Source organism: Xanthomonas cucurbitae (assembly GCF_002939885.1).
Taxonomy (GTDB): Bacteria; Pseudomonadota; Gammaproteobacteria; order Xanthomonadales; family Xanthomonadaceae; genus Xanthomonas; species Xanthomonas cucurbitae.
Genome location: NZ_MDED01000007.1, coordinates 103,939 through 128,703 on the forward strand (window position 1 = coordinate 103,939; position 24,765 = coordinate 128,703).

Genomic DNA, 24,765 nt, shown 5'->3' on the forward strand with positions numbered 1-24,765 from the left:
ATGGCCACACCCTTGTTGCAGGTCGATCACGTCAGCCTGGAATACGTCAACGCACAGCGGGTAGTGCGGGCCACCCATCGGGTGCGCTTCGATGTGCATGCAGCCGACCGCTTCGTGCTGCTGGGGCCGTCCGGCTGCGGCAAGTCCACCCTGCTCAAGGCGGTGGCCGGCTTCGTGCCGCCGCGCGAGGGGCAGATCCGCCTGGATGGGCAGGTGGTGACCGGGCCGGGGCCGGACCGGGTGGTGGTGTTCCAGGAATTCGATCAACTCGCGCCCTGGAAGACCGTGCGCGAGAACGTGGTGTTCGGGCTACGCGCAGCGCGCAAGCTCGGCCGCGGCGAAGCCCGCGAGCGGGCAGACGAGAGCCTGGCCCAGGTTGGGCTGAGCGGGTTTGCCGAGGCCTATCCGCACACCTTGTCCGGTGGCATGAAGCAGCGCGTGGCGATCGCGCGCGCACTGGCGATGCGCCCGCGCGTGTTGTTGATGGACGAACCATTCGCCGCACTGGATGCGTTGACCCGCTCGCGCATGCAGGAGCAGATGCTGGAGCTGTGGGAGCAGGCGCGCTTCACCCTGTTGTTCGTCACCCATTCCATCGAGGAAGCATTGGTGGTCGGCAACCGCGTGCTGCTGCTGTCGCCACATCCGGGCCAGGTGCGTGCCGAACTCAATGCGCATGCCTTCGGCCCGCACAGCCCCGGCAGCGTGGCCTTCCAGCAGACGGCGCAGCGCATCCATCGCCTGTTGTTCGACCTGCCTGACGACACGCTGGCCGACGACAAGGTGGCGCCGCTGCGTCGCTCTGCCCCGCTGCAACGCGAGGCGCTGCCATGAGCCGCGCACCCGCCACTGCGCTGCCGCCCGTTCCGCCGGTGCGCCCGGAATACGAGCTGGCGCTGCAGCCGCTGGATCCGGCCCTGCTGACCGCCGCCGCGCCAATCCCCTGGCAGGCGCCGGCGTGGCTGCGCAAGGCCCTGGTGCTGGTGGTGCTGGCGGCGGCGTGGGAAATCGCCGCGCGCGTGGTCGGCGACGACCTGATGCTGCCCAGCGCGGCGCAGACCGCACGCGCGTTCTACGACGGCCTGCTATCGGGCGAGTTGCTGCGCCGGGTGGGCGCCTCGCTGCAGGTACTGGCGCAGGGCTATCTGCTGGGCGTGGTATCGGCGTTCGGGCTGACCGCGGTGGCCGCGTCTACCCGCTGGGGCCGCGATGTCCTGGGCACGCTGACCGCCATGTTCAATCCGCTGCCGGCCATCGCGCTGCTGCCGCTGGCCTTGCTGTGGTTCGGCCTGGGCACCGGCAGCCTGGTGTTCGTGCTGGTGCACTCGGTGCTGTGGCCGCTGGCGCTGACCACCTACGCCGGCTTCCAGGCGGTGCCGGAGACCCTGCGCATGGCCGGGCGCAATTACGGGCTGCGTGGGCCGCGCTACGTGGCACAGCTGCTGATCCCGGCCGCACTGCCGGCGATCCTGTCCGGGCTGAAGATCGGCTGGGCATTCGCTTGGCGCACCCTGATCGCCGCCGAGCTGGTGTTCGGCGCCACCTCCGGCCAGGGTGGGCTGGGCTGGTACATCTTCCAGAACCGCAACGAGCTGTACACCGACCGGGTGTTCGCCGGACTGGCCATGGTGATCGTGCTGGGCCTGCTGGTGGAAGGCGTGGTGTTCCAGGCCATCGAGCGGCTGACCGTGCGCCGCTGGGGCATGCAGCGCTGACAGCAAACGCGGCAGCACGGTCGCGTGCGCTTAACGGGACTGGCTTATGCTGCCGGCCCCTTCTCAGCCGCCGCCGTCATGCCCACTGCCCCCTTCACCGCCTACCTGTACCCGGTGCTGCTGCTGATCGCCAGCAATGTGTTCATGACCTTCGCCTGGTATGGCCACCTGAAGTACAAGAGCACGCCGCTGATGATCGCGATCCTGGTCAGCTGGGGCATTGCCTTCTTCGAATACTGCCTGCAGGTGCCGGGCAACCGCCTGGGTAGCGCGGTGTACTCCGCGCCGCAGCTCAAGGGCATGCAGGAAGTCATCACGTTGCTGGTGTTCGCCGGCTTCTCCACCTTCTACCTGGGCCAGTCGCTGAGGTGGAATCACTGGGCCGCGTTCGGGCTGATCCTGGTAGCGGCGTTCCTGATGTTCAAGGAATAACCGCGCCCTTGTCCGTAGGAGCGCACCAGGGCGCGACCGGCCTTCCCAGGAACGCTTCGTCGCGCCCGGGTGCGCTCCTACGACATCCCGGGGTCAATTCGCTGAGTCGACCCATTGCGCGAATACCGCAGCGATCTGCGCGTCCTTGACCCGCTTGCCTTGTTGTACGCGTTCGGCCTGTTCGAACATCGGCAGGATCATCGCCATGCCGTCGGACAGGCCATCACGGCCGGCTCCCCCGTAGGAGCGCACCAGGGCGCGACGGGCCTTCCCAGAAACGCTTCGTCGCGCCCGGGTGCGCTCCTACGACATCCCGGGGTCAATTCGCTGGGTCGACCCACTTCGCGAACACTGCATCGATCTGCGAGTCTTTGATCCGTTTGCCCTGTTGCACGCGTTCGGCCTGTTCGAACATCGGCAGGATCATCGCCATGCCGTCGGACAGGCCATCACGGCCGGTTCCCCAGTAGGAGCGCACCAGGGCGCGACGGGCCTTCCCAGGAACGCTTCGTCGCGCCCGGGTGCGCTCCTACGACATCCCGGGGTCAATTCGCTGAGTCGACCCATTGCGCGAATACCGCATCGATCTGCGCGTCCTTGACCCGCTTGCCCTGCTGCACGCGTTCGGCCTGTTCGAACATCGGCAGGATCATCGCCATGCCGTCGGACAGGCCATTACGGCCGACTCCCCCGTAGGAGCGCACCAGGGCGCGACGGGCCTTCCCAGGAACGCTTCGTCGCGCCCGGGTGCGCTCCTACGACATCCCGGGGTCAATTCGCTGGGTCGACCCACTTCGCGAACACTGCATCGATCTGCGCGTCTTTGATCCGTTTGCCCTGTTGCACGCGTTCGGCCTGTTCGAACATCGGCAGGATCATCGCCATGCCGTCGGACAGGCCATCACGGCTGGTTCCCCAGTAGGAGCGCACCAGGGCGCGACGGGCCTTCCCAGGAACGCTTCGTCGCGCCCGGGTGCGCTCCTACGACATCCCGGGGTCAATTCGCTGGGTCGACCCATTGCGCGAATACCGCAGCGATCTGCGCGTCCTTGACCCGCTTGCCTTGTTGTACGCGTTCGGCCTGTTCGAACATCGGCAGGATCATCGCCATGCCGTCCGGCTTGGTTTTCAGATGCAGGCCCGGCGGGGTGTCCAGGAACCTCGCCCAACGTGCACGCACCTTGGCCCAATAGCCCTGGGTGCCCTTCCAGTACGCATACGCCGGAGCGAAATCCACCTCGGTGGTCTTGCGGTAATCGTTGAAACCAAACTCGCGCGCGATCGCTTGCTGGGCGCCGTCAGGCTTGCGCAGTACCTTGGTGTTGAACTGTTCGTGGGTCCAGCCACCAGGCGTGAGCGTGTGCCGGTTGATGACCGACAGCGCGTTGTAGTCGCTGCGCTTGGTGTATTCGCGGCGCGGCAACGGACGCCAGCTCAGGTCGCTGGTCCAGGTGGGATGGCCGTCGGCGTAGTCCCAGCGGCCAGTGCCGCAATAGCGCGGCGCATCGCTGACCTCGAACACGCATTGCGTCCACGCACCCTGCGTGGCCGATGCGGGCAACGCACGCACCTGCCAGGTCTGCTCGGCAGTGAATTCGAAGCGCTGGGGCGCTTCGTACACCCAGTCCTGTCGCCAGTGCTTGGTCACATGCTTGGTCTTTTCGTCGACCAGCAAATGCTGCAATACCAGCTTGCGGGGCGAATCCTCCACCACGATGACCACTTCGTTGGCACCGCTGCGCATTGCCGAGGCGCGTTCGTAGCCGGGCTTGAGCAGCACGGTTTCGTCGAAGGCGAAGTCCACCGCGTACTCGCCCTGCATGGCCAGGATGCTCTGGCGATCGCGCTCAGGGTCGGCGGCAGCAACCGCCGACAGCGGCAACAGGGACAACGTGGCGGCAAGACAGCACGGCAACACTCGGTTCATCTCGATTCTCGGTGGTGGTATCAGGAGCATCAGCGGGGCAGCCGCAGCAAGGCAGAGGTCATGGCGGCCGGGTCGCTACCGGCGGTGGCAGGTGAGGCAGCCCGCAGCGCGGCGGCACGCGCGCAACAGCAATCATCCACTACCACGCGTGCGTCGATGCCCTCAGCGTGCGCCAGGCGCGCGGCGACGTCGGCGCCCAGCGCCGAGACCGTGGCCAGGCTGGCCGCCAGCGACGGCGTGCGATCGCTGGCGGCCCGCAGGCGTAGCGCGCTCAATCGCCAGCTTTCGCCGCGCATGCGTCCTGCCAGGCGACGCCACAGGCGCTCGCCGACCCCCAGCCCCTGGGGCTCGATCGACAGCGCCGGCAACCGCGACACCAGCCGATCCCAGTTCAGAAAATCGCTGTCCGGCAGCAGATACAGGCGCCAGCAACATTGTCCGTCGGCATCGAAGAAACAGATGCCCTCGCGGACGCCATCGCTGTCCAGCTGCCGACAGGTGGCCGCCTCGATCGCGTGCTGCCATCCGTCCAGTTCGTTGCCCAGCGCCGGGCGGTACAGGCACAGCACCGTCCCCAGCGCGGCCAGCTGCGCCGGGCGCGGCAGCGTGCTGCCGGTGGCACGCGCGCTCGGTGACAACGACGATGGGCGGGCGATGGACATGGCCGCTACCAGCTCACCGCCAGGCTGACCGAGGCGGTACGCCCGGTAGCGGTGAAGCGGTCCACCACCGTGCTGCCGGCGAGCGTGCCGTTGGGCAGCGCATTCCAGTCCACGTAGCGACGGTCGGCAAGATTGAAGATGCCGGCGGTGACCTTGGCACCAGGGGCGAACTCCCAATGCCCCATCAGATCCAGCGTGGCGTAGCCGGCTGGCGTGTAGTAACTGTCCAGCTGCGGACGGCGCTTGCGCGCGACGAAGGTGCCGATCAGTTCGGCGCCCCATTGCTCGCCGTCGAAGGCCACACCCAGCGTTCCGCGCAGCGGGTCCACCGAATTGAGCGGCGTGCTGTCGGTGAGGTTGTCGCCTTGCGCGTAGGCCACTGCGCTGTTCAACGACCAACCCTGCCAGCCGGCCAGCACGCCCAGGTCGAGCCCGCCGCGCGCTTCGGCCCCCTTGATGACCACATCGGCCACGTTGCGCGACTGGAACACCATGAAGCCATCGGCGTTGACGCCGGCCGGCGCATTGGACTCGATGAAATCGCGGTAGTCGGTGTAGTACAGCGCCAGACCGAGATAGCCCACCGCATCGTTGAAGCGCAGGCCCAACTCGCCGCCGCGGCTGGTCTCGGCCTTCAGATCAGGGTTGGCGATGGCGGTGTAGCGCGACTGCAGATTGGTGAAGCCGATATTGACGTCGTTGTAGGGCGGTGCGCGGAAGCCATGCGCATAATTGGCATATGCCGACCAGGCATCGGAAAAGCGCCACACCGCGCCGAACTTGGGCGAGACCTGGGTTTGATCGATGGTTGCCACCCCCACGCCCGGATTATCTTCGCGGAAGATGTCATCGGGCTGCGGCGACAGGCGGAAATAGTCCACACGCACGCCCGGCGTCAGCGACAGCCGCCCATCCAGCAGGCCGATCTCGTCCTGCGCATACAGGCCAAGCTTCGTGGTCTGGCTCTTGGGAAAATCGCGCACCGGAAACACATCCTGGCCAACCCGGTTGCTGATCGCGCCAGTGGCCAGGTTCAGCGAATAGCCGTCGCGCTTGGCGCGGGTGTCGGTCCAGGTCCCATCCAGCCCATAGGTGATGTCGTGGCGCATCGTATCGGTGGCCACCTGCTTGTGTGCATTGACCAGCAGCCCATACACGCGCTGGTCGAAACTGTGTTCGTTGTGGCGGCGGGTGTTGTTGCCGCGCAACTCGTTGGTGCGTTGCAGGCTTTCGCTGTCCTGGCGATACAGCAGCCATTGCAGGTCGTCGGCCAGTGCGGTATCCAACGCATCCAGCTCGTGCCGCAACGAGACCCGCGCACGGGTCTGGTGATCGCGCCCCTGCTGCGACAACACGCGCAGCGAGGCGGTGGGCGAGCGCGTATCGATACTGCTCAAGGCCTCGATGCTGCCGTAGTCTTCGTTGCCTTCCACGGTGAGCTTGAAGCGCTGCTGCGCGCTCGGCGCATAGACCAGTTTGGTCAACACGCTGCGACCGTCCACGGTTTGTGGATTGGCGGCGGTGCGGGTGAAGTCGCGGCTGCGGTTGTCGCCCTGGTTCTGGGTTTCCTGGCCTTGGCGATGCGCCACCGCCACCAGCCCGCTCCAGCGCTCGCCGCCGAACGCGCCAGTGGCCCCTGCGAACAGGCCATTCCAGTCGCCTTCATAACCGAACTTCAGGCCAACATAGCTGTGTTTGTCGTCGCGCAGATAATCGGCCGGGTCCTTGGTGACGAAAGCCACCACACCGCCCAGGGCGTCGGAGCCATACAACGAACTGGCCGGCCCGCGCACCACTTCCACGCGCTTGAGCGTTTCCAGGTCGACGAAGTTGCGATTGGCATTGAGGTAGCTGCCGAACGCGAAGGTGTCCGACACCGGCACGTTGTCCACCAAAATCGCCACCCGGTTGCCGTCCAGGCCGCGGATGCGGATGCCGTTGGCGCCGGTGAAGCGGCCGTTGGTGCTGGTCACCGCCACCCCGGGCGTATACCGGAACAGGTCCTTGAGTTCGCGCACCAGCTGGTTGTCCAGTTGTTCGCGGTCGATCACATCCACCGTGGCCGGCACATCCACCAGCGCGCGCTGGGTGCGCGTGGCGGTGACTTGCAGACGGTCGAAGTCGTGCACCTCCCGCGCAGCGTCGCCGCCGATATCGGGTTCTGCGGCGTGGACACACAACGGGGCGGCAGGCAGCGCAAGCGACAGCGCGACCACCAGCGGATGCAGGCGAATCATCAAGCAACCTTTGTGGAAGAACCCCCCGGCGGCGCGCACAGCGAACCGGCCGCGCACGGCAACCGAGGGTGGAGAGATGGATGGCGGACGGCGGCGGCAACGCCCGCGGCGAACAGCCGGCGCCCATTCAGAGCGGGCCGGTGGTGCGATTGCAGTGGCTGCGGAACCGTGCCGGCAGCGGCATCGCGCGCAGCGATGCTGGCAGCTTGCTGCGGCGGCCGATGGCAGCCGTGGCGGCGGCGCCCTCTCTACCAGGGCGCAGCGGTTCCCTTCGCTGGGATGACGTGGGGGACGGGAATTACTTGGTCAGGATGAGCTTGTCGTTGCTGGTGTGGCGCAGGCGATAGACGCGATCGCCATGTTGGATCAGCACTTCGCGCCGGCCCTTGAGCAGCGCCTCGCTGCTGATGAGGTCTTCGGCAGGAACCACACGCGGCACAGCGCGGTCGCGCAGGTTGACCGGTTCGGAGCGAAGCAGCACGGGGTGAGCGGTCATGATCGGGATCTCCAGTCAGTTGGCACGACAAATAATAACAATTCTCATTTGATAATCAAGATTCATTCTCATCTTTATTACGCCATTTTTATATCGATATCCGATTTTCTATCAAATCCATCAATCAGCGTGTGACTGCCTCCACTTGCGCCCAGCCGGCAGCGTCCACCTGCTCCAGCACAGCGAGCGCGGCCAGGTTCTCTTCCAGCTGCGCCACCCGGCTGGCCCCGAGGATGACCGTGGACACCAGCGGATTGCGCAGGCACCAGGCGATCGCCAGCGGCGCCGGCGCATGGCCCAGCTCGGCAGCCACCGCGCAGAACGCGCGGGCGCGTTCGAGACGGCGGGATTCCGGCGTGCCCAGCACATCGTCCTGCAGCCAGGCATTGTCGGACTGCCCCAGCCGGCTGTCGGCCGCTACCCCGGCGTTGTACTTGCCGGTCAGCAGGCCGGAGGCCAGCGGCGACCAGATGGTGGTGCCCAGCCCAGCGGCGCACAGCGGCGCATACTCCTGCTCCAGCCGCTGACGGTGCAGCAGGTTGTATTGCGGCTGTTCCATCGACGGCGCATGCAGATGCTCACGCTCGGCGATGGCGATCGCCGCGCGCAGCTGCTCGGCGCTCCACTCGGACGTGCCCCAGTACAGCACCTTGCCCTGGCGGATCAGCGCGTCCATCGCCCGCACGGTTTCCTGGATCGGCGTGTCCGGGTCGGGCCGATGGCAAAAATACAGATCCAGATAGTCCACGCGCAGGCGTTTGAGCGCGGCGTGGCAGGCATCGGTGACATGCTTGCGCGAGAGCCCGCGCTGGGTTGGGCGCGGGCTGTCCACCGCACCGAAGAACACTTTGCTGGACACGCAGTAGCCATCGCGCGGCAGGCGCAGGTCGGCGATCACATCGCCCATCACCTCCTCGGCGCGGCCGCGGGCGTAGACCTCGGCGTTGTCGAAGAAGTTGATGCCGTTGTCCCAGGCGGCGGCGATCAGGTTGCGCGCCTCGCTGCGGCCGATCTGCTTGCCGAAGGTGATCCAGGCCCCGAATGACACGGCCGACAGCTGCAGCCCGGTGGAACCCAGACGACGGTAACGCATGGCGAACTCCTGCATCCTCCGGGGGCACCTGCCCCGGACCGGATTGCGCAGTTTAGCGGTCCGCTCGCCGATGCGAGCCAGTGGCGGCCGTCTGAATGCCGCTCGCCTTGCCCGCCGTCACCCCCTGCTCTACGCTTCCCGTTTTGCAGTCAGCAGCTCCGGGGATTGGGATGGTCGAAGGTTTGGGAAGGATCGGTTTCGGCCTGTTCGGTCTGGCGGTGCTCATCGGCATCACCTGGCTGTTCTCCAGCAACCGCCGCGCCGTGGATTGGAAACTGGTCGGCACCGGCCTGTTGCTGCAGATCTCGTTCGCCTCGCTGGTGCTGTTGGTGCCGGGCGGGCGCGACGTGTTCGACGCGCTGGGCAAAGGCTTCGTGAAGGTGCTGAGCTTCGTCAATGAAGGCTCCACCTTCATTTTCGGCAACCTGATGAACATCGACAGCTACGGCTTCATCTTCGCGTTCCAGGTGCTGCCCACCATCATCTTCTTCTCGGCGCTGATGGGCGTGCTCTACCACCTGGGCGTGATGCAACTGGTGGTACGCGCGATGGCCTGGGCGATCACCAAGGTGATGCGCGTGTCCGGTGCGGAAACCACCAGCGTCTGCGCCAGCGTGTTCATCGGCCAGACCGAGGCGCCGCTGACGGTGCGCCCGTACATTCCCAAGATGACCCAGTCCGAGCTGCTGACGATGATGATCGGCGGCATGGCGCATATCGCCGGCGGCGTGCTGGCCGCCTACGTGGGCATGCTCGGCGGCAGCGATCCGGCCCAGCAGGCCTTCTACGCCAAGCACCTGCTGGCCGCCAGCATCATGGCCGCGCCCGCCACCCTGGTGGTCGCCAAGCTGCTGGTGCCGGAAACCGGCACGCCGCTGACCCGTGGCACGGTCAAGATGGAAGTGGAAAAGACCACCAGCAACATCATCGATGCGGCCGCGGCCGGTGCCGGCGACGGCCTGCGTCTGGCGCTGAACATCGGTGCCATGCTGCTGGCCTTCATTGCGCTGATCGCGCTGATCAACGCACCGCTGACCTGGCTGGGCGAGATGACCGGCGCGGCGGCGGCGCTGGGCCGGCCAACCAACCTGTCGACGCTCTTCGGCTACCTGCTGGCCCCGGTGGCCTGGGTGATCGGCACGCCGTGGGTGGATGCGACCACGGTGGGCTCGCTGATCGGCCAGAAGGTGGTCATCAACGAATTCGTCGCCTACTCCGAGCTGTCGCAGATCGTGAAGGGCCAGGTCGCCGGTGTCAGCCTGAGCGAGGAAGGCCGGCTGATCGCCACCTATGCCCTGTGCGGCTTTGCCAACTTCAGCTCGATTGCGATCCAGATCGGCGGCATTGGCGGGCTGGCGCCGGAACGGCGTCACGATCTGGCCAAATTCGGCCTGCGCGCGGTGCTCGGTGGTTCGATCGCCACCTTCATGACCGCTACCATCGCTGGCGTACTCTCGCATTTCGGTTGAGGCGGGGCGGGTTCATCGGCGTACCGTTCTAATAGCGGCACGCCACGTGTCATCTCAGTCATTCAAGCAAGCAGGTATTTATGAGTTCGGTCGTGGTTGTCGGGTCTTTCAATGTCGATCACGTTTGGCGTTGCGACGTGCTGCCTGTGCCAGGCGCCACCATTGCCGGTCGCTACAGCACCGGCCCGGGCGGCAAGGGATTCAACCAAGCAGTGGCGGCCGCGCGTGCCGGTGCCAAGACGCATTTTCTGTGCGCGCTGGGCGATGACGCCGGCGGTGCGCTGGCGCGCGCGCTGGCCGCGCATGACGGCTTTGCGTTGATCGCCGAACCCAGCAATGAACCCACCGGCACCGGCGGCATCTATGTCGATGGGCATGGCCGCAACACCATCGTAATCGGTGCCGGCGCCAATGCGGTGCTGAGCCCGGGCTTCATCGACGGCCAGCGCGCGCTGGTCGCCGCGGCCCAGGTGATGCTGGCGCAGCTGGAATCGCCCGCCGAGACGATCGAATCGGCGCTGGCGCTGGCCCGCGAATGCGGTGTACTCACCATCCTCAATGCCGCACCCGCCAACGCGCCCACCTCGATCGGCCTGCTCAAGCTGTCGGACGTGCTGACCCCGAACGAAACCGAATTCGCTGCCCTGCTCGGCCGCCATGTCGGCGAGCGCATCAATGCCGACGATGTGGCCGCGCTGGACGGCAACACGCTGCATTCGCTGTGCCGCAAGCTACTGCCCGGTGGCACCGTGGTAGTGACGCTGGGCGCGGTAGGCGCCTTTATCTCGCATGCCGACGAGCAACTGCGTGGCGATGCCGCCGCGCATTACCGGGTGGGCGCCGACAGCGCGCAGACGGTGGACACCACCGGTGCTGGCGATGCCTTCAACGGTGCGCTGGTGGCCTCGCTGGCGCAGTCGCCCGGCGCAAGCTTCAACACCCACGTACGCTTTGCCACCCGCTACGCGGCGCGCTCCACCGAACTGGAAGGCGCGGCCGTGTCAATGCCGCGCATGGTGCCCGACCTGGCTGTGTAAGTCGCACGCGTCGAAGGCGTGATGCAGCGTCGGGCGCCCATACCCTCATCCGGCGCTAACGCGCCACCTTCTCCCGACGGGAGAAGGAATAGAAGCGGCTCCCCCACCCCGAGGCAGAGTAAGGAATAAAAGCCCCTCCTCCCCCCGGGAGAGGGGTTGGGGTGAGGGTACGGTCAGCCGCCGCCCTCGTTCTATCCAGTCCTACGACCCGCACAGCCATCGCGCAGGACCGAAGGCTGGAAACGCTCTTCCGATTCCCGATTCCCGATTCCCGATTCCCCGCCCGGCTACAATGCCCCCATGCAGATCGGCCCCTACACCATCGCCCCCAAGGTGATCCTCGCGCCCATGGCGGGCGTGACCGACAAGCCGTTCCGGCTGCTGTGCAAACAGCTTGGTGCCGGGCTGGCGGTGTCGGAGATGACCATCTCCGATCCGCGCTTCTGGGGCACGCGCAAGTCGCTGCACCGCATGGACCATGCCGGCGAGCCGGATCCGGTCAGCGTGCAGATCGCCGGGACCGAACCGCAGCAACTGGCTGAAGCGGCGCGCTACAACGTAGACCACGGCGCGCAGCTGATCGACATCAATATGGGCTGCCCGGCCAAGAAGGTATGCAACGCCTGGGCCGGCTCGGCGCTGATGCGCGACGAAGCGCTGGTGGCGCGCATCCTGCGCGCGGTGGTGCAGGCGGTGGAGGTACCGGTGACCTTGAAGATCCGTACCGGCTGGGATTGCGACCACCGCAACGGGCCGGTGATTGCGCGCATCGCGCAGGACTGCGGCATCGCCGCGCTGGCGGTGCACGGGCGCACCCGCGACCAGCACTACAACGGCAGCGCCGAGTACGCCACCATCGCGCAGATCAAGGCCGCGCTGCAGATTCCGGTGATTGCCAACGGCGATATCGATTCGCCGCAGAAGGCCGCGCAGGTATTGCGCGAGACCGGCGTGGATGCGGTGATGATCGGCCGTGCCGCGCAGGGGCGGCCATGGATCTTCGGTGAGGTGGCGCATTACCTGGCCACAGGCAAGACGCTGCCGCCGCCGTCGCTGACCTTCGTGCGCGACACCTTGCTGAGCCATCTGCAAGCACTGCACGCGTTCTACGGGCAACCGCAAGGCGTGCGCATCGCGCGCAAGCATCTGGGCTGGTATGCCAAGGATCACCCGCAAAGCGCAGACTTCCGCAGCGTGGTCAATCGCGCCGACACGCCGCAGGCGCAGCTGGCGCTGACACGCGACTATTTCGATGCGCTGATCGCCGGCGTGGCACCGCCGCTACCGAACGCCGCCTGAGGCGCCCTGGTCGTTGCAACGGCTGCGCAAACGCTACGCACGATGCAGGACAGTGCACGCAGGCGCAGGCGAGCCGCTAGCGGGGCGCGGATGCCGACACCGGTGCGGTGGCCGGGCTGCCGTCGTGTTCCAGATCGCCGGTCAGCGCCTTGCCGGTGGGCGCGTTCCAGATCCGGTGCCACATCTGCGCCAGCACCGCCCGGATCTGGTCGCGGGCCACCGGCGCGCGATACGCGGCCTGGACCTGGCGCGGCACGATCCGTTGCCAGCGTCCATCTGCGCGATGGGCGACCACGAAGTTGAAGTTGTAGTCCGGCTCCAGACCCATGCGCAAGTCGCTGAGCATCAGGTCGTCGTCCACCAGCCGCGCACGCATGAAACCGCGATTGAACCAGGTCAGCCGGCGCACCGAATCGAACGCGGCCACCTCGCCCAGCGCCTGGGTGTTGCTGGAAAACCCGCGGAACTGCATCGGGCCGCTGTCGGCCACCAGCGAGCGCTCGCCGATGACATAGCCATTGGGCGTCATCGCCACCACGCGCCACAGCAGCGTGTTGAACGGCATCGGCACCGAGAAGCGCGGCGCATCGGCCAGGCCCATGGCCGCCAGTGCGTGATCGGCCTGCCGATCGACCAGCTGCTTGGCGATCAGCGACCAGCCCAGATAGGCCGAACTGACCACCAGGCCGAGTACCAACACGCGCTGCGCCAACGGGCGGGTGCGCGCAAACCAGGCGATGCCACAGGCCAGCAGCAGCCACAGCGTATAGCCCGGGTCGATGATGAAGACGCTGGACCACATGGTCGGATGCGGTTGCAACGGCCACCACAGCTGGGTGCCGTACACAGTGAAGGCGTCCAGCAACGGGTGGGTGACCAAGGCCAGCTGTATCGCCCAGAACCAGCGCCTGGGCGCGCCGGCCACGCGCCCATTGCCGTAGCGGCGGAACAGCCACCAGATCAGCCAGCCGAGCAATGGCAGCACGAACAGCGAATGGCTGACGCTGCGGTGCACCGTCATCAGGGTGACCGGGTCGTCGGTGAACGGCAGCAGCGCCAGCGAGTCGAGGTCGGGCAAGGTGCCCAGCGCCGCACCGGCCAGCAGCGCGGCGCGGCGCTGTGTCGGCGGCGCGATGGCGGCAGCGATGGCGCCGCCAAGAACGATCTGGGTCAATGAATCCATCGGCCGATGCTAGCAGGCCGGGCGCAGATCCATTGACGCGTGATGGTGGACGTTGCGCCGGCACCCGCTTGCACACGCGATCGTCCGCCGTGGCCCGCCGCTGGACTTGCCCCATGCCGTCACGTTCAGGCGCACAATGCAACGGTCACCGTGGCCGTGTATCATCCGCACCCATCTTTTCATCCGAATCAAGGGATATAAGCCTGATGTCCAGCTACCTGTTCACCTCCGAATCGGTCTCCGAAGGCCATCCGGACAAGATCGCCGACCAGATTTCCGACGCCGTGCTCGATTCCATCCTGGCTCAGGACAAGCGCGCCCGCGTGGCCTGCGAAACGATGGTCAAGACCGGCGTGGCGATCGTGGCCGGCGAAGTGACCACCAGCGCCTGGATCGACCTGGAAGCGCTGACCCGCAAGGTGATCCTGGACATCGGCTACAACAGCTCCGACGTCGGCTTCGACGGCGAAACCTGTGGCGTGCTCAACCTGATCGGCAAGCAGTCGCCGGACATCAACCAGGGCGTGGACCGCAAGAAGCCCGAAGAACAAGGCGCTGGCGACCAGGGCCTGATGTTCGGCTATGCCACCAACGAAACCGACAGCTACATGCCGGCGGCGATCCACCTGTCGCACCGCCTGGTCGAGCAGCAGGCCAAGATCCGCAAGAAGAAAAACTCGGCACTGGCCTGGCTGCGTCCGGATGCCAAGTCGCAGGTCACCCTGCGCTATGAAGACGGCGTGGCGACCGCGATCGATGCAGTGGTGCTGTCCACCCAGCACGATCCGGGCGTCAAGCAGAAGGACCTGATCGAAGCGGTGCGCGAGGAAATCCTCAAGCCGGTGCTGCCGGCCAAGTGGCTGCACAAGGGCACCAAGTTCCACATCAACCCGACCGGCAAGTTCGTGATCGGCGGCCCGGTGGGCGACTGCGGCCTGACCGGTCGCAAGATCATCGTCGACACCTACGGCGGCTGGGCCCGTCACGGCGGCGGTGCGTTCTCGGGCAAGGATCCGTCCAAGGTCGACCGTTCGGCTGCCTATGCCGCACGCTACGTGGCCAAGAATGTCGTGGCCGCCGGCCTGGCCGACCGTTGCGAAGTGCAGGTCTCCTACGCCATCGGCGTGGCCGAGCCGACCTCGATTTCGGTCACCACCTTCGGCACCGGCAAGATCGCCGACGAGCAGATCGAAAAGCTGATCCGCAAACACTTCGACCTGCGTCCGTTCGGCATCATCCAGATGCTCGACCTGATCCACCCGATGTACCAGCAGACCGCCTCCTACGGCCACTTCGGCCGCAAGCCGAAGGACTTCAGCTACATCGACGGTGCCGGCGTGCAGCACTCGGCCACCTCGTTCTCGTGGGAAAAGACCGACCGCGCCGATGCCCTGCGCAGCGATGCGAAACTGAAGTAAGCCGCGCGCTTTTGAGCGTGAGGCGTAGCAAATGGGCCGCTGATGCGGCCCATTTGCGTTTTCAAGCGGCTGCGCGCGCCCTCATCCGCCCCTGCGGGGCACCTTCTCCCGAGGGAGAAGGAAAGCAAAGCCAACTTTACTGCCAAAGCCCCTCTCCTGCGGGAGAGGGGTTGGGGCGAGGGTACGGGGCGACGCCATGCCATACGGCTACTCCGTGCGGCTGCGCGTGCACCCTCATCCGCCCCTGCGGGGCACCTTCTCCCGGTGGGAGAAGGGATCAAGGCCCGCTGGCTGGAGAGCGTTCTGCTTCAAGCAGGACAAACAAACGACTTCGCCACACCTGCACTACGGATCCAGCTTCAGCTGCGTCTCCAGCGCCTGCGCGAACGCCGGCAGCGGGCATGCCATGCGCTGCTCGGGTGCGCAGAGATCCAGCGCCAGCTCCTGTTGCAACGGCGGATGGTCCAGATCCAGCCGCGCCAGCGTGCGCAGTTGGTCCAGCGATTGCGCCAGATAGCGTGCACGCACCACACGCGTCCCGTCGGCCTGACGCCACAGGCCCAGCAACAGTGCCCCGCCCGGCGGCGGGTCGTCGGCACCGTAGCCGGGCAAATGGAAGTGCACGCCGAGCAGGCTGCTCAACGCGGCGATATGCGTGTCGCTGCCGACAAACACCGACAGCCTGGGCGCCTGGGCATCGTCAAACCGCTGCAGCACCTCGCGCGCCAGCGGCGCACCCGAGCGCGAAGCCATGTAGTGCGGTCGTGCGTAGATATCGAACAACAAGGCATGCAGCCGCGAGACCTGCGCCAGGCGCTCAGGTGTGGCGCGGCCCCAACCAACCTGCGACAACGGCAGGCCTTCGGCGTATTGCAGCAGCAACACCTCGCCAGTGCCCGAGGTCAGATCGATTGGCCCCTCCAGCGCCAGGCCCCGCCCATTGGTGGAAGGCGCCAGTGAGGAGGGCATGCGTGCGAAATCGCACGGCGTGCGTGTGCAGCCAAGAATGTGCTGCATCGCCTGCAATTCAGCCGCATGTCCGGCCAACAACGCCGCCGGACCTCCGGTCTGTTGCATGATGGAGGCAACGGCGGCAGTGCCATCGAATGGCAGTGCGCCGGCTTCGATCGGCCGGAACAGCGGATCGTTGCTACCGGCCTGGCGATGCCCGGCGACAATGCCGCAGCCGGGCGCCAGCGCCTCGGCAAGCAAGCTGCCGCTGTCAATGGTGCGCTGATCGGTATTGGCCCATACCGCCACGCTGCCCGGCGCCGGACACCCCGCGCGCGGCAACACGCCCTGCTGCGCCAGCCATTGACGTAGGTAGGCACCGCTGCGCTGCACGCCAACGCGCCCATGCGGAGTGAGCAGGCTGGCAGGCGTGGACCACTGCGGCCACGGCGCATCGGCATAATCCGCTGCAGCAGCCTCGCCCTGCAGCGGCGCGCGCACACCGTGCCGGAATACCACGACCACCCGCTCCAGTTGTGGGGACTGAATCACCGCAGGCGCAGTCGACCCGCGCGGCGCGCAACCGAGCAGCACAGTGCACAACCCCAGCACTGCGATCACCCAGCCGGTGCAATACCCTGCTTTCGACTGCTGCCAAGCGCGTAGCCGCGATGCAAGCGATGCGATCCGGATCACCTCGCTGCAGTCATCGTCTGCACCGCCCTGCTCGTCGCCGCGCTTCACGGCCGCCACCTGCTCAGAACACATACTTTGCGGTCACCAGACTGGTCATGCCCGAATCAACACTATCGGAAATGGCATCGGTGTTGTGACCGACATGTGCCCAATAGCTGTGCTGCCTGGTGAGGTTGGCGACAGACAGATCCAAACGCAAGTGATCGCTCGGTGCGTAGCCCAAATGCAGATCCACGCGGGTGATCGGCTTGATCCACAGGGTGTCCCAACGGGCACCTTGGTTGAGATAGTCGTACACCGACACGTATTCTCCAGAGTAGTGGTAACTCAGATTGGCCGACCACGGCCCCTTTTCGTAGAACACCTCGGCATTGGCAAGCAGGTCCGGGGCGTTCTGGATGCGCTCGTGCGAAAAGCCTTCTTCGCCCAGATCCACGCGTGTGGTCTGACGGGTGACATTGGCGCCGATGCCGATGCCGTCCAGCGGTGCAGGCAGGCCCTGAAACGCCTGCCGCACGGCGGCTTCCATGCCCAGCACACGACCGTTACCCCCGTTCTGTGGACGCACGAAGCGCGTAGTGCCGCTGCCACTTTCGCCGGCATTGACCGCATCGGCACCACTCTCGTAGATGTAGTCCGTCAAGCGCTTGTAATAACCTGCCAACATTGCGTGACCGCCAGTGTCGTTCTGCCATTCGCCGGACAGATCCACGTTGAGCGACTTGATCGGTTTCAGATCAGGGTTACCTTCGGTGATGACGGTCTGGCCGTCGCTGGAGATATCCGTGGCACGGCCACCACCCAACTGCACGAATGCCGGGCGCGTGTAGCTGGTCCACACCGAACCGCGATACACCGCCCCATCGCCATCGGGCCGATAATTCACAAACACGCTTGGCAGCACAAGGTTGTAACGGGTGTGATTGTTGGCGAATGCGCCAACCTGCTCTGCTCCATCGACGGCAGCCGGCTGCGCCCAGAACGTATTGGTGATGGCGGTATGTTCAAAGCGCACCCCGGGCAGGATTTCCCAATTACCGGCGCGCAATGTCGCCATGGCATACGCCGCGCTGACCGCCTCGGTGGCGCGCATGGTGTTGCAGTTGAGGTTGTTGATCGCCAGCTTCCCGCAGCTGTCGAAGCTGGCTGGCGTAAGCGTACGTGCAATCAAGTCGTTGAGTGCGGCATTGCTCAATCGCACAGTAGGCAATGCGTACTGCCCCGGATACACCGAATCATAACGTTGCGCGATCAGTCCGGTGTCGCGCAACAAGGTGCCATCGGTGTACTTGGCGTTGGTCCAGTCACGATCGGTGAAGCTACGCGAGCTGTCGACATACTTCACCCCGAACGCAATCCGGCTGAGCAGGCCCTCATCGAAGTCGTAGCCCACATCGAACTTTCCGCCCCCTTTGTCCTGGCCGCTGTACTGCTTGGAAATCTGCCCGGTGCGGCGCGCGAACAGGCTGCCTACATCAGACGCCTGCGCCTGCATGGCCGGCGTCAGCAACGGGATCGGGAAGCCATCGCCGTCGTAGCTGATGAAGCGGTTGGCGCCATAAGCAAAATTGGCCGAGCTGTACTGATCGTTGCGCGCGGAGATTTCCAAATGATCCGGGCGATCGTTGTTACCGGTGCCGTAGAAGATGTTGGGCGCAAAGGTCCAATGCCCGAGCTGTTTTTCCGCACCGAACTGGATGGTAGCCAGGTCCGCCTCCTCCGGGTTGGTCTCGTACCAATAGCGCACCGCCACGCGATTGATCTGCGGCTGAAACACGCCACTGTTGCCAATCTGGGTGAAGCTGACATCGGCAGGCACGAACTCCGTATAGCCGGTGTTCTGCTCGGTCCTGGCAAAGGCGTAGGTCATGCGCGCATACAGATGCAGGCTGGGATCCACACGCCAATCAAAGGCCGCATTGCCCCCATAGCGGCGGGTATCGCCTTGCGAGTAGCCGATGTTGACGCCGGTGCTCTGCAACACCTGTTGTGGGTCTGCACCTGCAGCCAGATTGCCACTGGCATCGGCACGCGCGAACTTCCAGGAACCATCGTTGCGCGCTGCCGAGGCGCCGGCAACCTCGCTGTTCACAAAATGACGCTCGTCGTAATACGCGCTGACCGACACACCGAACTGTCCGGCATCGCCAAACCGTGCATGCCAGTCGCCCGCTGCACCGCTCCCTAATCCGGATTGGCCATAGTCGCGTGCACGGCTCTCCATACGTCCGCTCAAGGTCACGCTGCCGCCTTGGCGGTCAGGCGAGTCGAAGGCACTAGGCGTGCGGTAATCGATGGTGCCGCCAATCGCATCGCCGTCCATGTCGGCAGTGGAGGTCTTGTTCAACACGATGGTCTGCAAGCCCGATGGCGGCAGCAGGCTCAGTTGCACGCCGCGACTGTAAGGCATGCCTTGTGCCACGTTGACACCGTTGATGAGATTGACGTTGTATTCGGCATTGAGTCCGCGCACCGACGCAAACATGCCCTCGCCACGCGCTGCGCCATCGACTCCGCCGAAGTAGGACTGGCCGCTATTGATAACATTGACGCCTGGCATCAGGCCCAGCGCCTCGGCCACGTTGTGCACAGCAGTGGTCTTGAGATCCTCTGCCGACAACACATTGACGGTATTGGTGGCGGCCATCTGCATGTCGGTGGCGTTGTAGCGCGTGGCAGCCACGGTGACCTTGTCCAATGTGGCCATGTCGCTTTGCGAGGGCGGCACGGTAGGCTGCGCGGACTGCGCGGACTGCGCGGACTGCGCGGACTGCGCGGCAGCATGGCCGCAAACAATCGACAACGCCACGCAGAGTGCCTGCGACAGGCACGACGGACTCAGCAACGAACAACGAGCAATCATGGTCAGATCCAATGCGTGCAGCGAGGCGCCACGGACCTGAGCCAGAGCAGCGCCGCTACAGTATGTGAGGGGGCGACGCAGACGGCGGTAGCGGACCTGCGTCACACCTGCAGGCAGGCGACGCGCATCGTGGTGACTATTTCTTTCAATTGGGTGACACGCACCGCTGTTGGTTCAAATGCGCCCGGCAATCGCGTAAGTCGGCATAGTGGTTGGCACCGGCAACACGCCATCGTCGTTGCATATGCGCATACGAGCTGCCGTGCCGCGCCACGCAGACCTTCGCAGAAAGCGACAACGCGACGCGCCAGGTCGCAGGCGTCGGGACTGGCAGCTGCGATCACGTCTGCTGTGCCCGCCCTTGGCCTTCAGGAACAGGTAGCCGACGCGTGGATGAAATCGGGACGCACCGCGATGCGATGCTCCTCACTGGGTGCATTGCATCGACATCGAGGTGACCACCGCGTGCGCTGGTGCGCTACGTCCGCAAGAAGATCTCCACGCGCCGATTGAGCTGCCGCCCACCGGGGTTGTCCTGCCCATTGACGGTATTGGGCGCCACCGGCTGCGATTCGCCATAGCCCTTCGCGCCTGCCGCCTGCGCGGCACCGCGCGTGCGTAACGCCGCCAGCACCGCGTTGGCGCGGCGTTCGGACAGCGCCTGGTTGTAGGCGTCCTCGCCCTTGGCATCGGTATGCCCGCGCACCTCCATCTCCGTGGCCGTCACCTTGCCGAGCGCGCTGGCCAGGGTATCGAGCACGCGCGCGGCGTCGGGGCGGATGTCGGACTTGTCGAAGTCGAACAGGATGCGGTCGTTCAAGGTGATGAGGTAGCCGCAGGGCGCACCGGGCGGGGCGAACTTCTGCAGCGGCGGGAAACGGCCGGCCGGTGGCACCTTCGGCAACGGCGGCATGCGCACCTCACGCGGCGGCGTGCCAACCGTGCCGGTGCCATCGCCACGGTTCTGCACCAGGCCATCGGGACCGTTCCAGCTGCCCGAGCCATCGGCATTGATGGTGACCAGCCCACGCGGCCCGTTCCAGGTGCCGCTGCCGTCGCCACGATTGTCGATCAACCCGCTCTTGTCGCTGTTCCAGGTGCCGGCGCCCTTGCCATCCAGGCTAATCAGGCCGGCCGGACCGTTGTAGGTGCCGCCCCCATTGGCCTGCACATCGATCAGCGCGCCCCCCTGCCCGGTCGCGTTGATGGTGCCGCTGCCGTCGGCATTGACGTTGACCAGGCCGCCGTCGAAGTTGGCGGTGCCGCTGCCGTCGGCCTTGAGATTGAACAGACCGCCAGCGCCATTGCGCAGCAGGTTGCCGTTGGCATCGATGCTGGTGATGCCGGCATCGTTGATGAGCGTGCCGCCATCGCCGCAGCGTGCCGGGGCCACGCTGACGCCTTCGACGGGGTCGAGGATCTGTTGCAACGAGGCCTCCAGCGCACGCTGGGCGGGCGTCACGCCGACGATATCCGGGACAACGATGGTGGGGATGGCGGGAAATTCCGGCACGGCTGCGTGTTCCGCTGCGGCGGCCTCTGGCGTCGGTGGCGCGGCCTGCGTTGCCGCTGGCGCGGCAGTGCCGGCGCCCGCCGCTTCCTTCGGCCCTTCGCTGCGGCCGCAGCCTATCAGCATCAATGGCACCCACAGCATAGCCGACAGCTTGCGCATCGCCTCTCCCTCATTAGATTGGATCGTGTACACGACCGGCCTGATACCACGAGCATGGTAAATAACCTGCTAACCAGGGATGAGGGTGCGGGCGCTGCGCCTCAGCGCGTGCCGCCTTCCGGCACCTGCATGCCCAATGCGTGCATCAGCAGATCCGCCGAGCGATGGGCAAGCCGCTTGCGTTCGGACTCATCGTTGCCGCGCAGGCAACTGCCCAGCATGCCGATCACCAGCAGCAGTTGTTCATCATCGACGTCCGCCCGGCACAGGCCGGCATCGCGGGCGCGGTGGACGAACGGCAGGAAGATCGCCACCACGCGCCGGTCGGCGGCTTCCACCGCCGGGTGCGCGCGTTCGATCGAGCGCCAGAAGTCCACCAGCGGCGCCGACTGGGCGATGTGCTCGGCCACGTCGTGCAGCAGCACGGCCAATCCATCCGGGCGGTGGATCAGGTCGGCCGCCAGCCGCTCCAGGCCGTCCAGCCCGCGCGCCATCAGCGCGGTCATCAGGGCAAGCCGGTCAGGGAAGTTGCGGTACAAGGTGGCGCGACCCAGGCCGGCACGCTCCACCACCAGTTCCAACGGGGCGTTGACGCCGCGTTCGCTGAACACTTCGTCGGCGGCATCGAGAAGCTGCCGACGGCGCAGCGCGGCATCGGGGCGGGAGGTCATCATGCTGGCATTGTCGGACATGTTTGTCCGACAATGCCAGAGCCCGCTTGCCGATTCTGCGCATGCGCCGACCAACGGTCGGATCAGCCAGTGTTCTGTACCCCTTGCGAGACCCCGTTGACGCAGGCGACCAGCGCGCGCAGCAATTCCTCGTCTTGCCCATCGGTGGCCCGCCAGCGCTGCAGCAGGTCCACCTGCAGCACGCTGATCGGGTCGATGTATGGGTTGCGCAGGCGGATCGACAAGGCCAGCCGTGGGTCGTGCTGCAACAGCGACCGCTGCTGCAGCAGCGCCTTGACCCAGCCCTTGGTCAGCGCCAGCTCGTCGCGGATCTGCGGGAAGAACTGCGTGTGCAGATCGCCCGACAAGCGCGAGAACAACTCGGCGATATTCAGATCGCCCTTGGACAGCACCATCGCCACATCGTCCAGGAAGGTGCGGAAGAACGGCCAGTCCTGGGCCATCTCGCGCAAGGTGTCTTCATGCCCCGCCGCCACCGCAGCCTGCAGCCCGCTGCCCACGCCATACCAGCCCGGAATCACCGCACGCGCCTGGCTCCAGGCGAACACCCACGGAATCGCGCGCAGGTTCGACAACGCGGCGTCCTGGCCCAGCCGGCGCGCCGGGCGCGAGCCCAGCGTCATGCGTTCGATCACATCGATCGGCGTGGCCAGGCGGAAGTACTGCATGAAGTCCGGCGCACCGACGAAGGCGCGGTAGGCCAGCGTGCTGCGTTCGGCGACCAGATCCATCACCGGCCGCCAGCGCTCCTCGCGCGGTTCCGGCGCACGCGGGCGCAGGCTGGACAACAGCACAGCGCCAGTCATCTGTTCCAGCGAGCGCAGCGCCAACGCACGGATGCCGTACTTGCGGTGGATCACCTCGCCCTGCTCGGTGACACGCAGGCGGCCATCCACGCTGCCGCGCGGGGCCGCATCCAGCGCGCGGCTGGTCTTGCCGCCACCACGCGCGATCGAGCCGCCGCGGCCGTGGAAGAAGGTCAACCGCACGCCCAGATCGGCAGCGGCTTCCAGCAATTCCACCTGCGCGCGTTGCAGGCCCCAGCGCGAGGCGGCAATGCCACCATCCTTGCCGCTGTCCGAATAGCCCAGCATCACCATCTGGGTGTCGCCGCGCGCGGCCAGATGCTGGCGGTACACCGGGTCGGCCAGCAGGTCCTGCACGGTGCCGGTACCGCCACGCAGGTCGTCCACGGTTTCGAACAGCGGCACGATGTCCAGCGGCACCGCACCGGCGGCGTCGACCAGCCCGCCGCGGCGCGCCAGCGCCAGCACGGTGAGCACGTCGGCGCGGTTGTGCGCCATCGAGATGATGTAGCTGCCCAGCGCATCGGCGCCGTGGCGCGTGCGGGCATCGGCAAGCGCGGCAAACACCGCGTCCAGCCGCGCATTGCCCTCGTCGTCCACGCGCGGCAGCGCCTGTTCGCCGGCGGCATACGGGCCGAGCACGGCGGCGCGTTGCTTGGCGTCCTGCCCCTCCCAGTCGCCCTGCCCCACTGCATCGGCCACCGCGCGCGCATGCACGCTCGATTCCTGGCGCACATCCAGCCGCGCCAGATGAAACCCGAAGCTGCGCACGCGCCACAACAACCGGCGCACCGCGAACCAGCCGGCGTGCAAGCCCTTGTTGACCTGCAGGCTGTCGAGGATCAGCTGCAGGTCGTGTTCGAGTTCGGACGGTGCGGCGTAGGCGCCGTCGGCATCGTCCAGCGTGGCCTGCAGGCGTGCACGCATCAGGTCGTTGAGCAGGCGATACGGCATGTCGCCGTGGCGCGGGCGCGAACGCGCAGCGGCTTCCGGCAGCAGCGCGCGGTAGCGTTCCAGCTGCGCGGTGAGTGCGGGGCTGACCTGCACCAGCGTGGTCGACTGGCTGAGCAGGCTGGCCAGTTGCCAGAGTTCCTTCTGGTAGCGGTCCAGCACCGCGCGGCGCTGCGCATCCAGGGTGCCGGCGATGGTGGCAGCATCCACGTTGGGATTGCCGTCCATGTCCCCGCCCACCCAGGTGCCGAAGCGCAACAGGCGCGGCAGCGGCGGCACGCTGCCGTAGGTTTCGGCGATGGCGTGTTCCAGGGTTTCGTACATCACCGGGATGACGCGGTAGAGCACCTGGGTGAGGTAGAAGCCCACATGCTCACGCTCGTCGTCCACGGTGGGCCGCACCGGCGAGGAATCGGCGGTCTGCCAGGAGGCGGTCAAGGCCATGCGGAAGCGCGCCGCATCGCTGGCGCGCTCGTTGGGCGTGCGCATGCCGTCCAGGTTGTCGACCAGGCTGGCGACCATCAGCTGCTCTTTTTCCAGCAGCGCGCGGCGCACCGCCTCGGTGGGATGCGCGGTGAACACCGGCTCCACATCGATGCGCGGCAGCCAGTGGCTGAGTTCGTCCAGGGTCACGCCCTGCGCCTTGAGCCGGCGCAAGGCATCGTGCAGGCCATCGGGCTGCGGCGTGTCGGTGCCGCTACGCTGGTACTCGCGGCGGCGGCGGATGCGGTGCACGCGCTCGGCGATGTTGACCACCTGGAAATACGTGCTGAAGGCACGCACCAGCGCCTCGGCATCGCGTGGTGCGCGCCCGGTGAGTTGTTCGCTCAGCGTGGAAGGCGGCGCATCGCTCTCGCGGCGCGAAATGGCGGTGGTCCGGACGCGTTCGATTTCGTCGAGGAATTCCGCAGACACCTGCTCGGCGAGCAGGTCGCCGACCAGCGCACCAAGCCGGCGAACATCGTCGCGCAAGGGCAGATCGGGGGGAGCGAACACAAGACTGCTGCGGTACTCATTCATCGGAAACGCACACCCTCTTCCAGCGCAAAGTCGTCGAAGACTAACCCAAAAGGATTAGTCCTACTGTGTCATTAAATGCGAAGGTGCGGAGACATCGTTCCAAGTAGTGTCACTGCGATTTCTACGGCGATTGTCCAGCGAAGCGT

Annotated in this window: 18 protein-coding genes and 4 pseudogenes; 7 read left to right on the top strand and 15 right to left on the bottom strand. The window is 66.2% G+C overall.

Annotated features, from left to right (window positions below):
* From XcuCFBP2542_RS06015 to XcuCFBP2542_RS06025, 3 genes are all read left to right on the top strand, one after another.
* On the top strand, nt 1-834 hold the full coding sequence (locus tag XcuCFBP2542_RS06015) for an ABC transporter ATP-binding protein (RefSeq protein ID WP_104602704.1): 834 nt from the start codon (nt 1-3) through the stop codon (nt 832-834).
* Nucleotides 831-1,715: an ABC transporter permease gene (locus XcuCFBP2542_RS06020; RefSeq protein ID WP_104602705.1), complete on the top strand. Its 885-nt coding sequence runs from the start codon at nt 831-833 to the stop codon at nt 1,713-1,715. The genes XcuCFBP2542_RS06015 and XcuCFBP2542_RS06020 overlap by 4 nt, the downstream gene beginning before the upstream one ends.
* 78 nt (nt 1,716-1,793) lie before the next feature.
* On the top strand, nt 1,794-2,147 hold the full coding sequence (locus XcuCFBP2542_RS06025) for a DMT family protein (protein ID WP_104602706.1): 354 nt from the start codon (nt 1,794-1,796) through the stop codon (nt 2,145-2,147).
* Nucleotides 2,148-2,240: 93 nt separating this feature from the next.
* Here XcuCFBP2542_RS06025 and XcuCFBP2542_RS20270 read toward each other — a convergent pair.
* From XcuCFBP2542_RS20270 to XcuCFBP2542_RS06050, 9 genes and pseudogenes are all read right to left on the bottom strand, one after another.
* Nucleotides 2,241-2,360 (bottom strand): annotated as a pseudogene (locus XcuCFBP2542_RS20270) (DUF6607 family protein); the annotation flags it as partial.
* Nucleotides 2,361-2,466: 106 nt separating this feature from the next.
* Nucleotides 2,467-2,586, bottom strand: a pseudogene (locus tag XcuCFBP2542_RS20275) (DUF6607 family protein); the annotation flags it as partial.
* Between the two features lie 106 nt (nt 2,587-2,692).
* A pseudogene (locus XcuCFBP2542_RS19555) lies at nt 2,693-2,812 on the bottom strand (DUF6607 family protein); the annotation flags it as partial.
* Between the two features lie 106 nt (nt 2,813-2,918).
* A pseudogene (locus tag XcuCFBP2542_RS20280) lies at nt 2,919-3,083 on the bottom strand (DUF6607 family protein); the annotation flags it as partial.
* A 61-nt stretch (nt 3,084-3,144) separates the two neighbouring features.
* Nucleotides 3,145-4,074: a DUF6607 family protein gene (locus tag XcuCFBP2542_RS06030; RefSeq protein WP_104602707.1), complete on the bottom strand. Its 930-nt coding sequence runs from the start codon at nt 4,072-4,074 to the stop codon at nt 3,145-3,147.
* A 29-nt stretch (nt 4,075-4,103) separates the two neighbouring features.
* Complete coding sequence (locus XcuCFBP2542_RS06035; RefSeq protein WP_104602708.1) at nt 4,104-4,736, bottom strand: ChuX/HutX family heme-like substrate-binding protein; 633 nt, start codon at nt 4,734-4,736, stop codon at nt 4,104-4,106.
* A 5-nt stretch (nt 4,737-4,741) separates the two neighbouring features.
* Nucleotides 4,742-6,973 carry a TonB-dependent hemoglobin/transferrin/lactoferrin family receptor gene (locus XcuCFBP2542_RS06040; RefSeq protein ID WP_104602709.1) on the bottom strand — a complete coding sequence of 744 codons (2,232 nt, stop codon included), beginning with the start codon at nt 6,971-6,973 and terminating at the stop codon, nt 4,742-4,744.
* A gap of 298 nt (nt 6,974-7,271) precedes the next feature.
* The gene (gene hemP, locus XcuCFBP2542_RS06045; RefSeq protein WP_104602710.1) at nt 7,272-7,469 is read right to left on the bottom strand and encodes a hemin uptake protein HemP; all 198 of its coding nucleotides are present in this window, start codon (nt 7,467-7,469) and stop codon (nt 7,272-7,274) included.
* Between the two features lie 124 nt (nt 7,470-7,593).
* Complete coding sequence (locus XcuCFBP2542_RS06050) at nt 7,594-8,577, bottom strand: potassium channel beta subunit family protein (protein WP_208800456.1); 984 nt, start codon at nt 8,575-8,577, stop codon at nt 7,594-7,596.
* 155 nt (nt 8,578-8,732) lie between these two features.
* On the opposite strand from XcuCFBP2542_RS06050, the gene XcuCFBP2542_RS06055 reads away from it, so the two are divergent.
* The 3 genes from XcuCFBP2542_RS06055 (at nt 8,733) to dusB (ending at nt 12,367) form a co-directional block, all read left to right on the top strand.
* A complete protein-coding gene (locus XcuCFBP2542_RS06055) occupies nt 8,733-10,031 on the top strand; it encodes a NupC/NupG family nucleoside CNT transporter (protein ID WP_104602711.1) in 1,299 nt (432 codons plus the stop codon).
* Between the two features lie 80 nt (nt 10,032-10,111).
* Entirely contained in the window at nt 10,112-11,068 is a 957-nt protein-coding gene (locus XcuCFBP2542_RS06060) for a ribokinase (protein ID WP_104602712.1), read from the top strand.
* A 300-nt stretch (nt 11,069-11,368) separates the two neighbouring features.
* Nucleotides 11,369-12,367: a tRNA dihydrouridine synthase DusB gene (gene dusB, locus XcuCFBP2542_RS06065; protein ID WP_104602713.1), complete on the top strand. Its 999-nt coding sequence runs from the start codon at nt 11,369-11,371 to the stop codon at nt 12,365-12,367.
* A gap of 76 nt (nt 12,368-12,443) precedes the next feature.
* Here dusB and XcuCFBP2542_RS06070 read toward each other — a convergent pair whose 3' ends face one another.
* The gene (locus XcuCFBP2542_RS06070) at nt 12,444-13,550 is read right to left on the bottom strand and encodes a metal-dependent hydrolase (RefSeq protein WP_104602714.1); all 1,107 of its coding nucleotides are present in this window, start codon (nt 13,548-13,550) and stop codon (nt 12,444-12,446) included.
* 206 nt (nt 13,551-13,756) lie between these two features.
* Here XcuCFBP2542_RS06070 and metK point away from each other — a divergent pair, with 206 nt between their 5' ends.
* Nucleotides 13,757-14,968, top strand: a complete 1,212-nt coding sequence (metK, locus tag XcuCFBP2542_RS06075; RefSeq protein WP_104602715.1) for a methionine adenosyltransferase — start codon at nt 13,757-13,759, stop codon at nt 14,966-14,968.
* A gap of 345 nt (nt 14,969-15,313) precedes the next feature.
* On the opposite strand, the gene XcuCFBP2542_RS06080 is transcribed toward metK, so the two are convergent.
* The 5 genes from XcuCFBP2542_RS06080 to ppc form a co-directional block, all read right to left on the bottom strand.
* On the bottom strand, nt 15,314-16,687 hold the full coding sequence (locus XcuCFBP2542_RS06080) for a histidine-type phosphatase (RefSeq protein WP_249027615.1): 1,374 nt from the start codon (nt 16,685-16,687) through the stop codon (nt 15,314-15,316).
* Complete coding sequence (locus XcuCFBP2542_RS06085; protein WP_104602726.1) at nt 16,677-19,478, bottom strand: TonB-dependent receptor; 2,802 nt, start codon at nt 19,476-19,478, stop codon at nt 16,677-16,679. The genes XcuCFBP2542_RS06080 and XcuCFBP2542_RS06085 overlap by 11 nt, the downstream gene beginning before the upstream one ends.
* A gap of 478 nt (nt 19,479-19,956) precedes the next feature.
* A complete protein-coding gene (locus tag XcuCFBP2542_RS06090) occupies nt 19,957-21,150 on the bottom strand; it encodes an OmpA family protein (RefSeq protein ID WP_104602716.1) in 1,194 nt (397 codons plus the stop codon).
* Between the two features lie 101 nt (nt 21,151-21,251).
* The gene (locus XcuCFBP2542_RS06095; protein WP_167526820.1) at nt 21,252-21,824 is read right to left on the bottom strand and encodes a TetR/AcrR family transcriptional regulator; all 573 of its coding nucleotides are present in this window, start codon (nt 21,822-21,824) and stop codon (nt 21,252-21,254) included.
* Between the two features lie 80 nt (nt 21,825-21,904).
* Nucleotides 21,905-24,619, bottom strand: coding sequence for a phosphoenolpyruvate carboxylase (gene ppc / locus XcuCFBP2542_RS06100; protein ID WP_104602718.1), 2,715 nt, complete (start codon nt 24,617-24,619; stop codon nt 21,905-21,907).
* Nucleotides 24,620-24,765 lie beyond the last annotated feature (146 nt).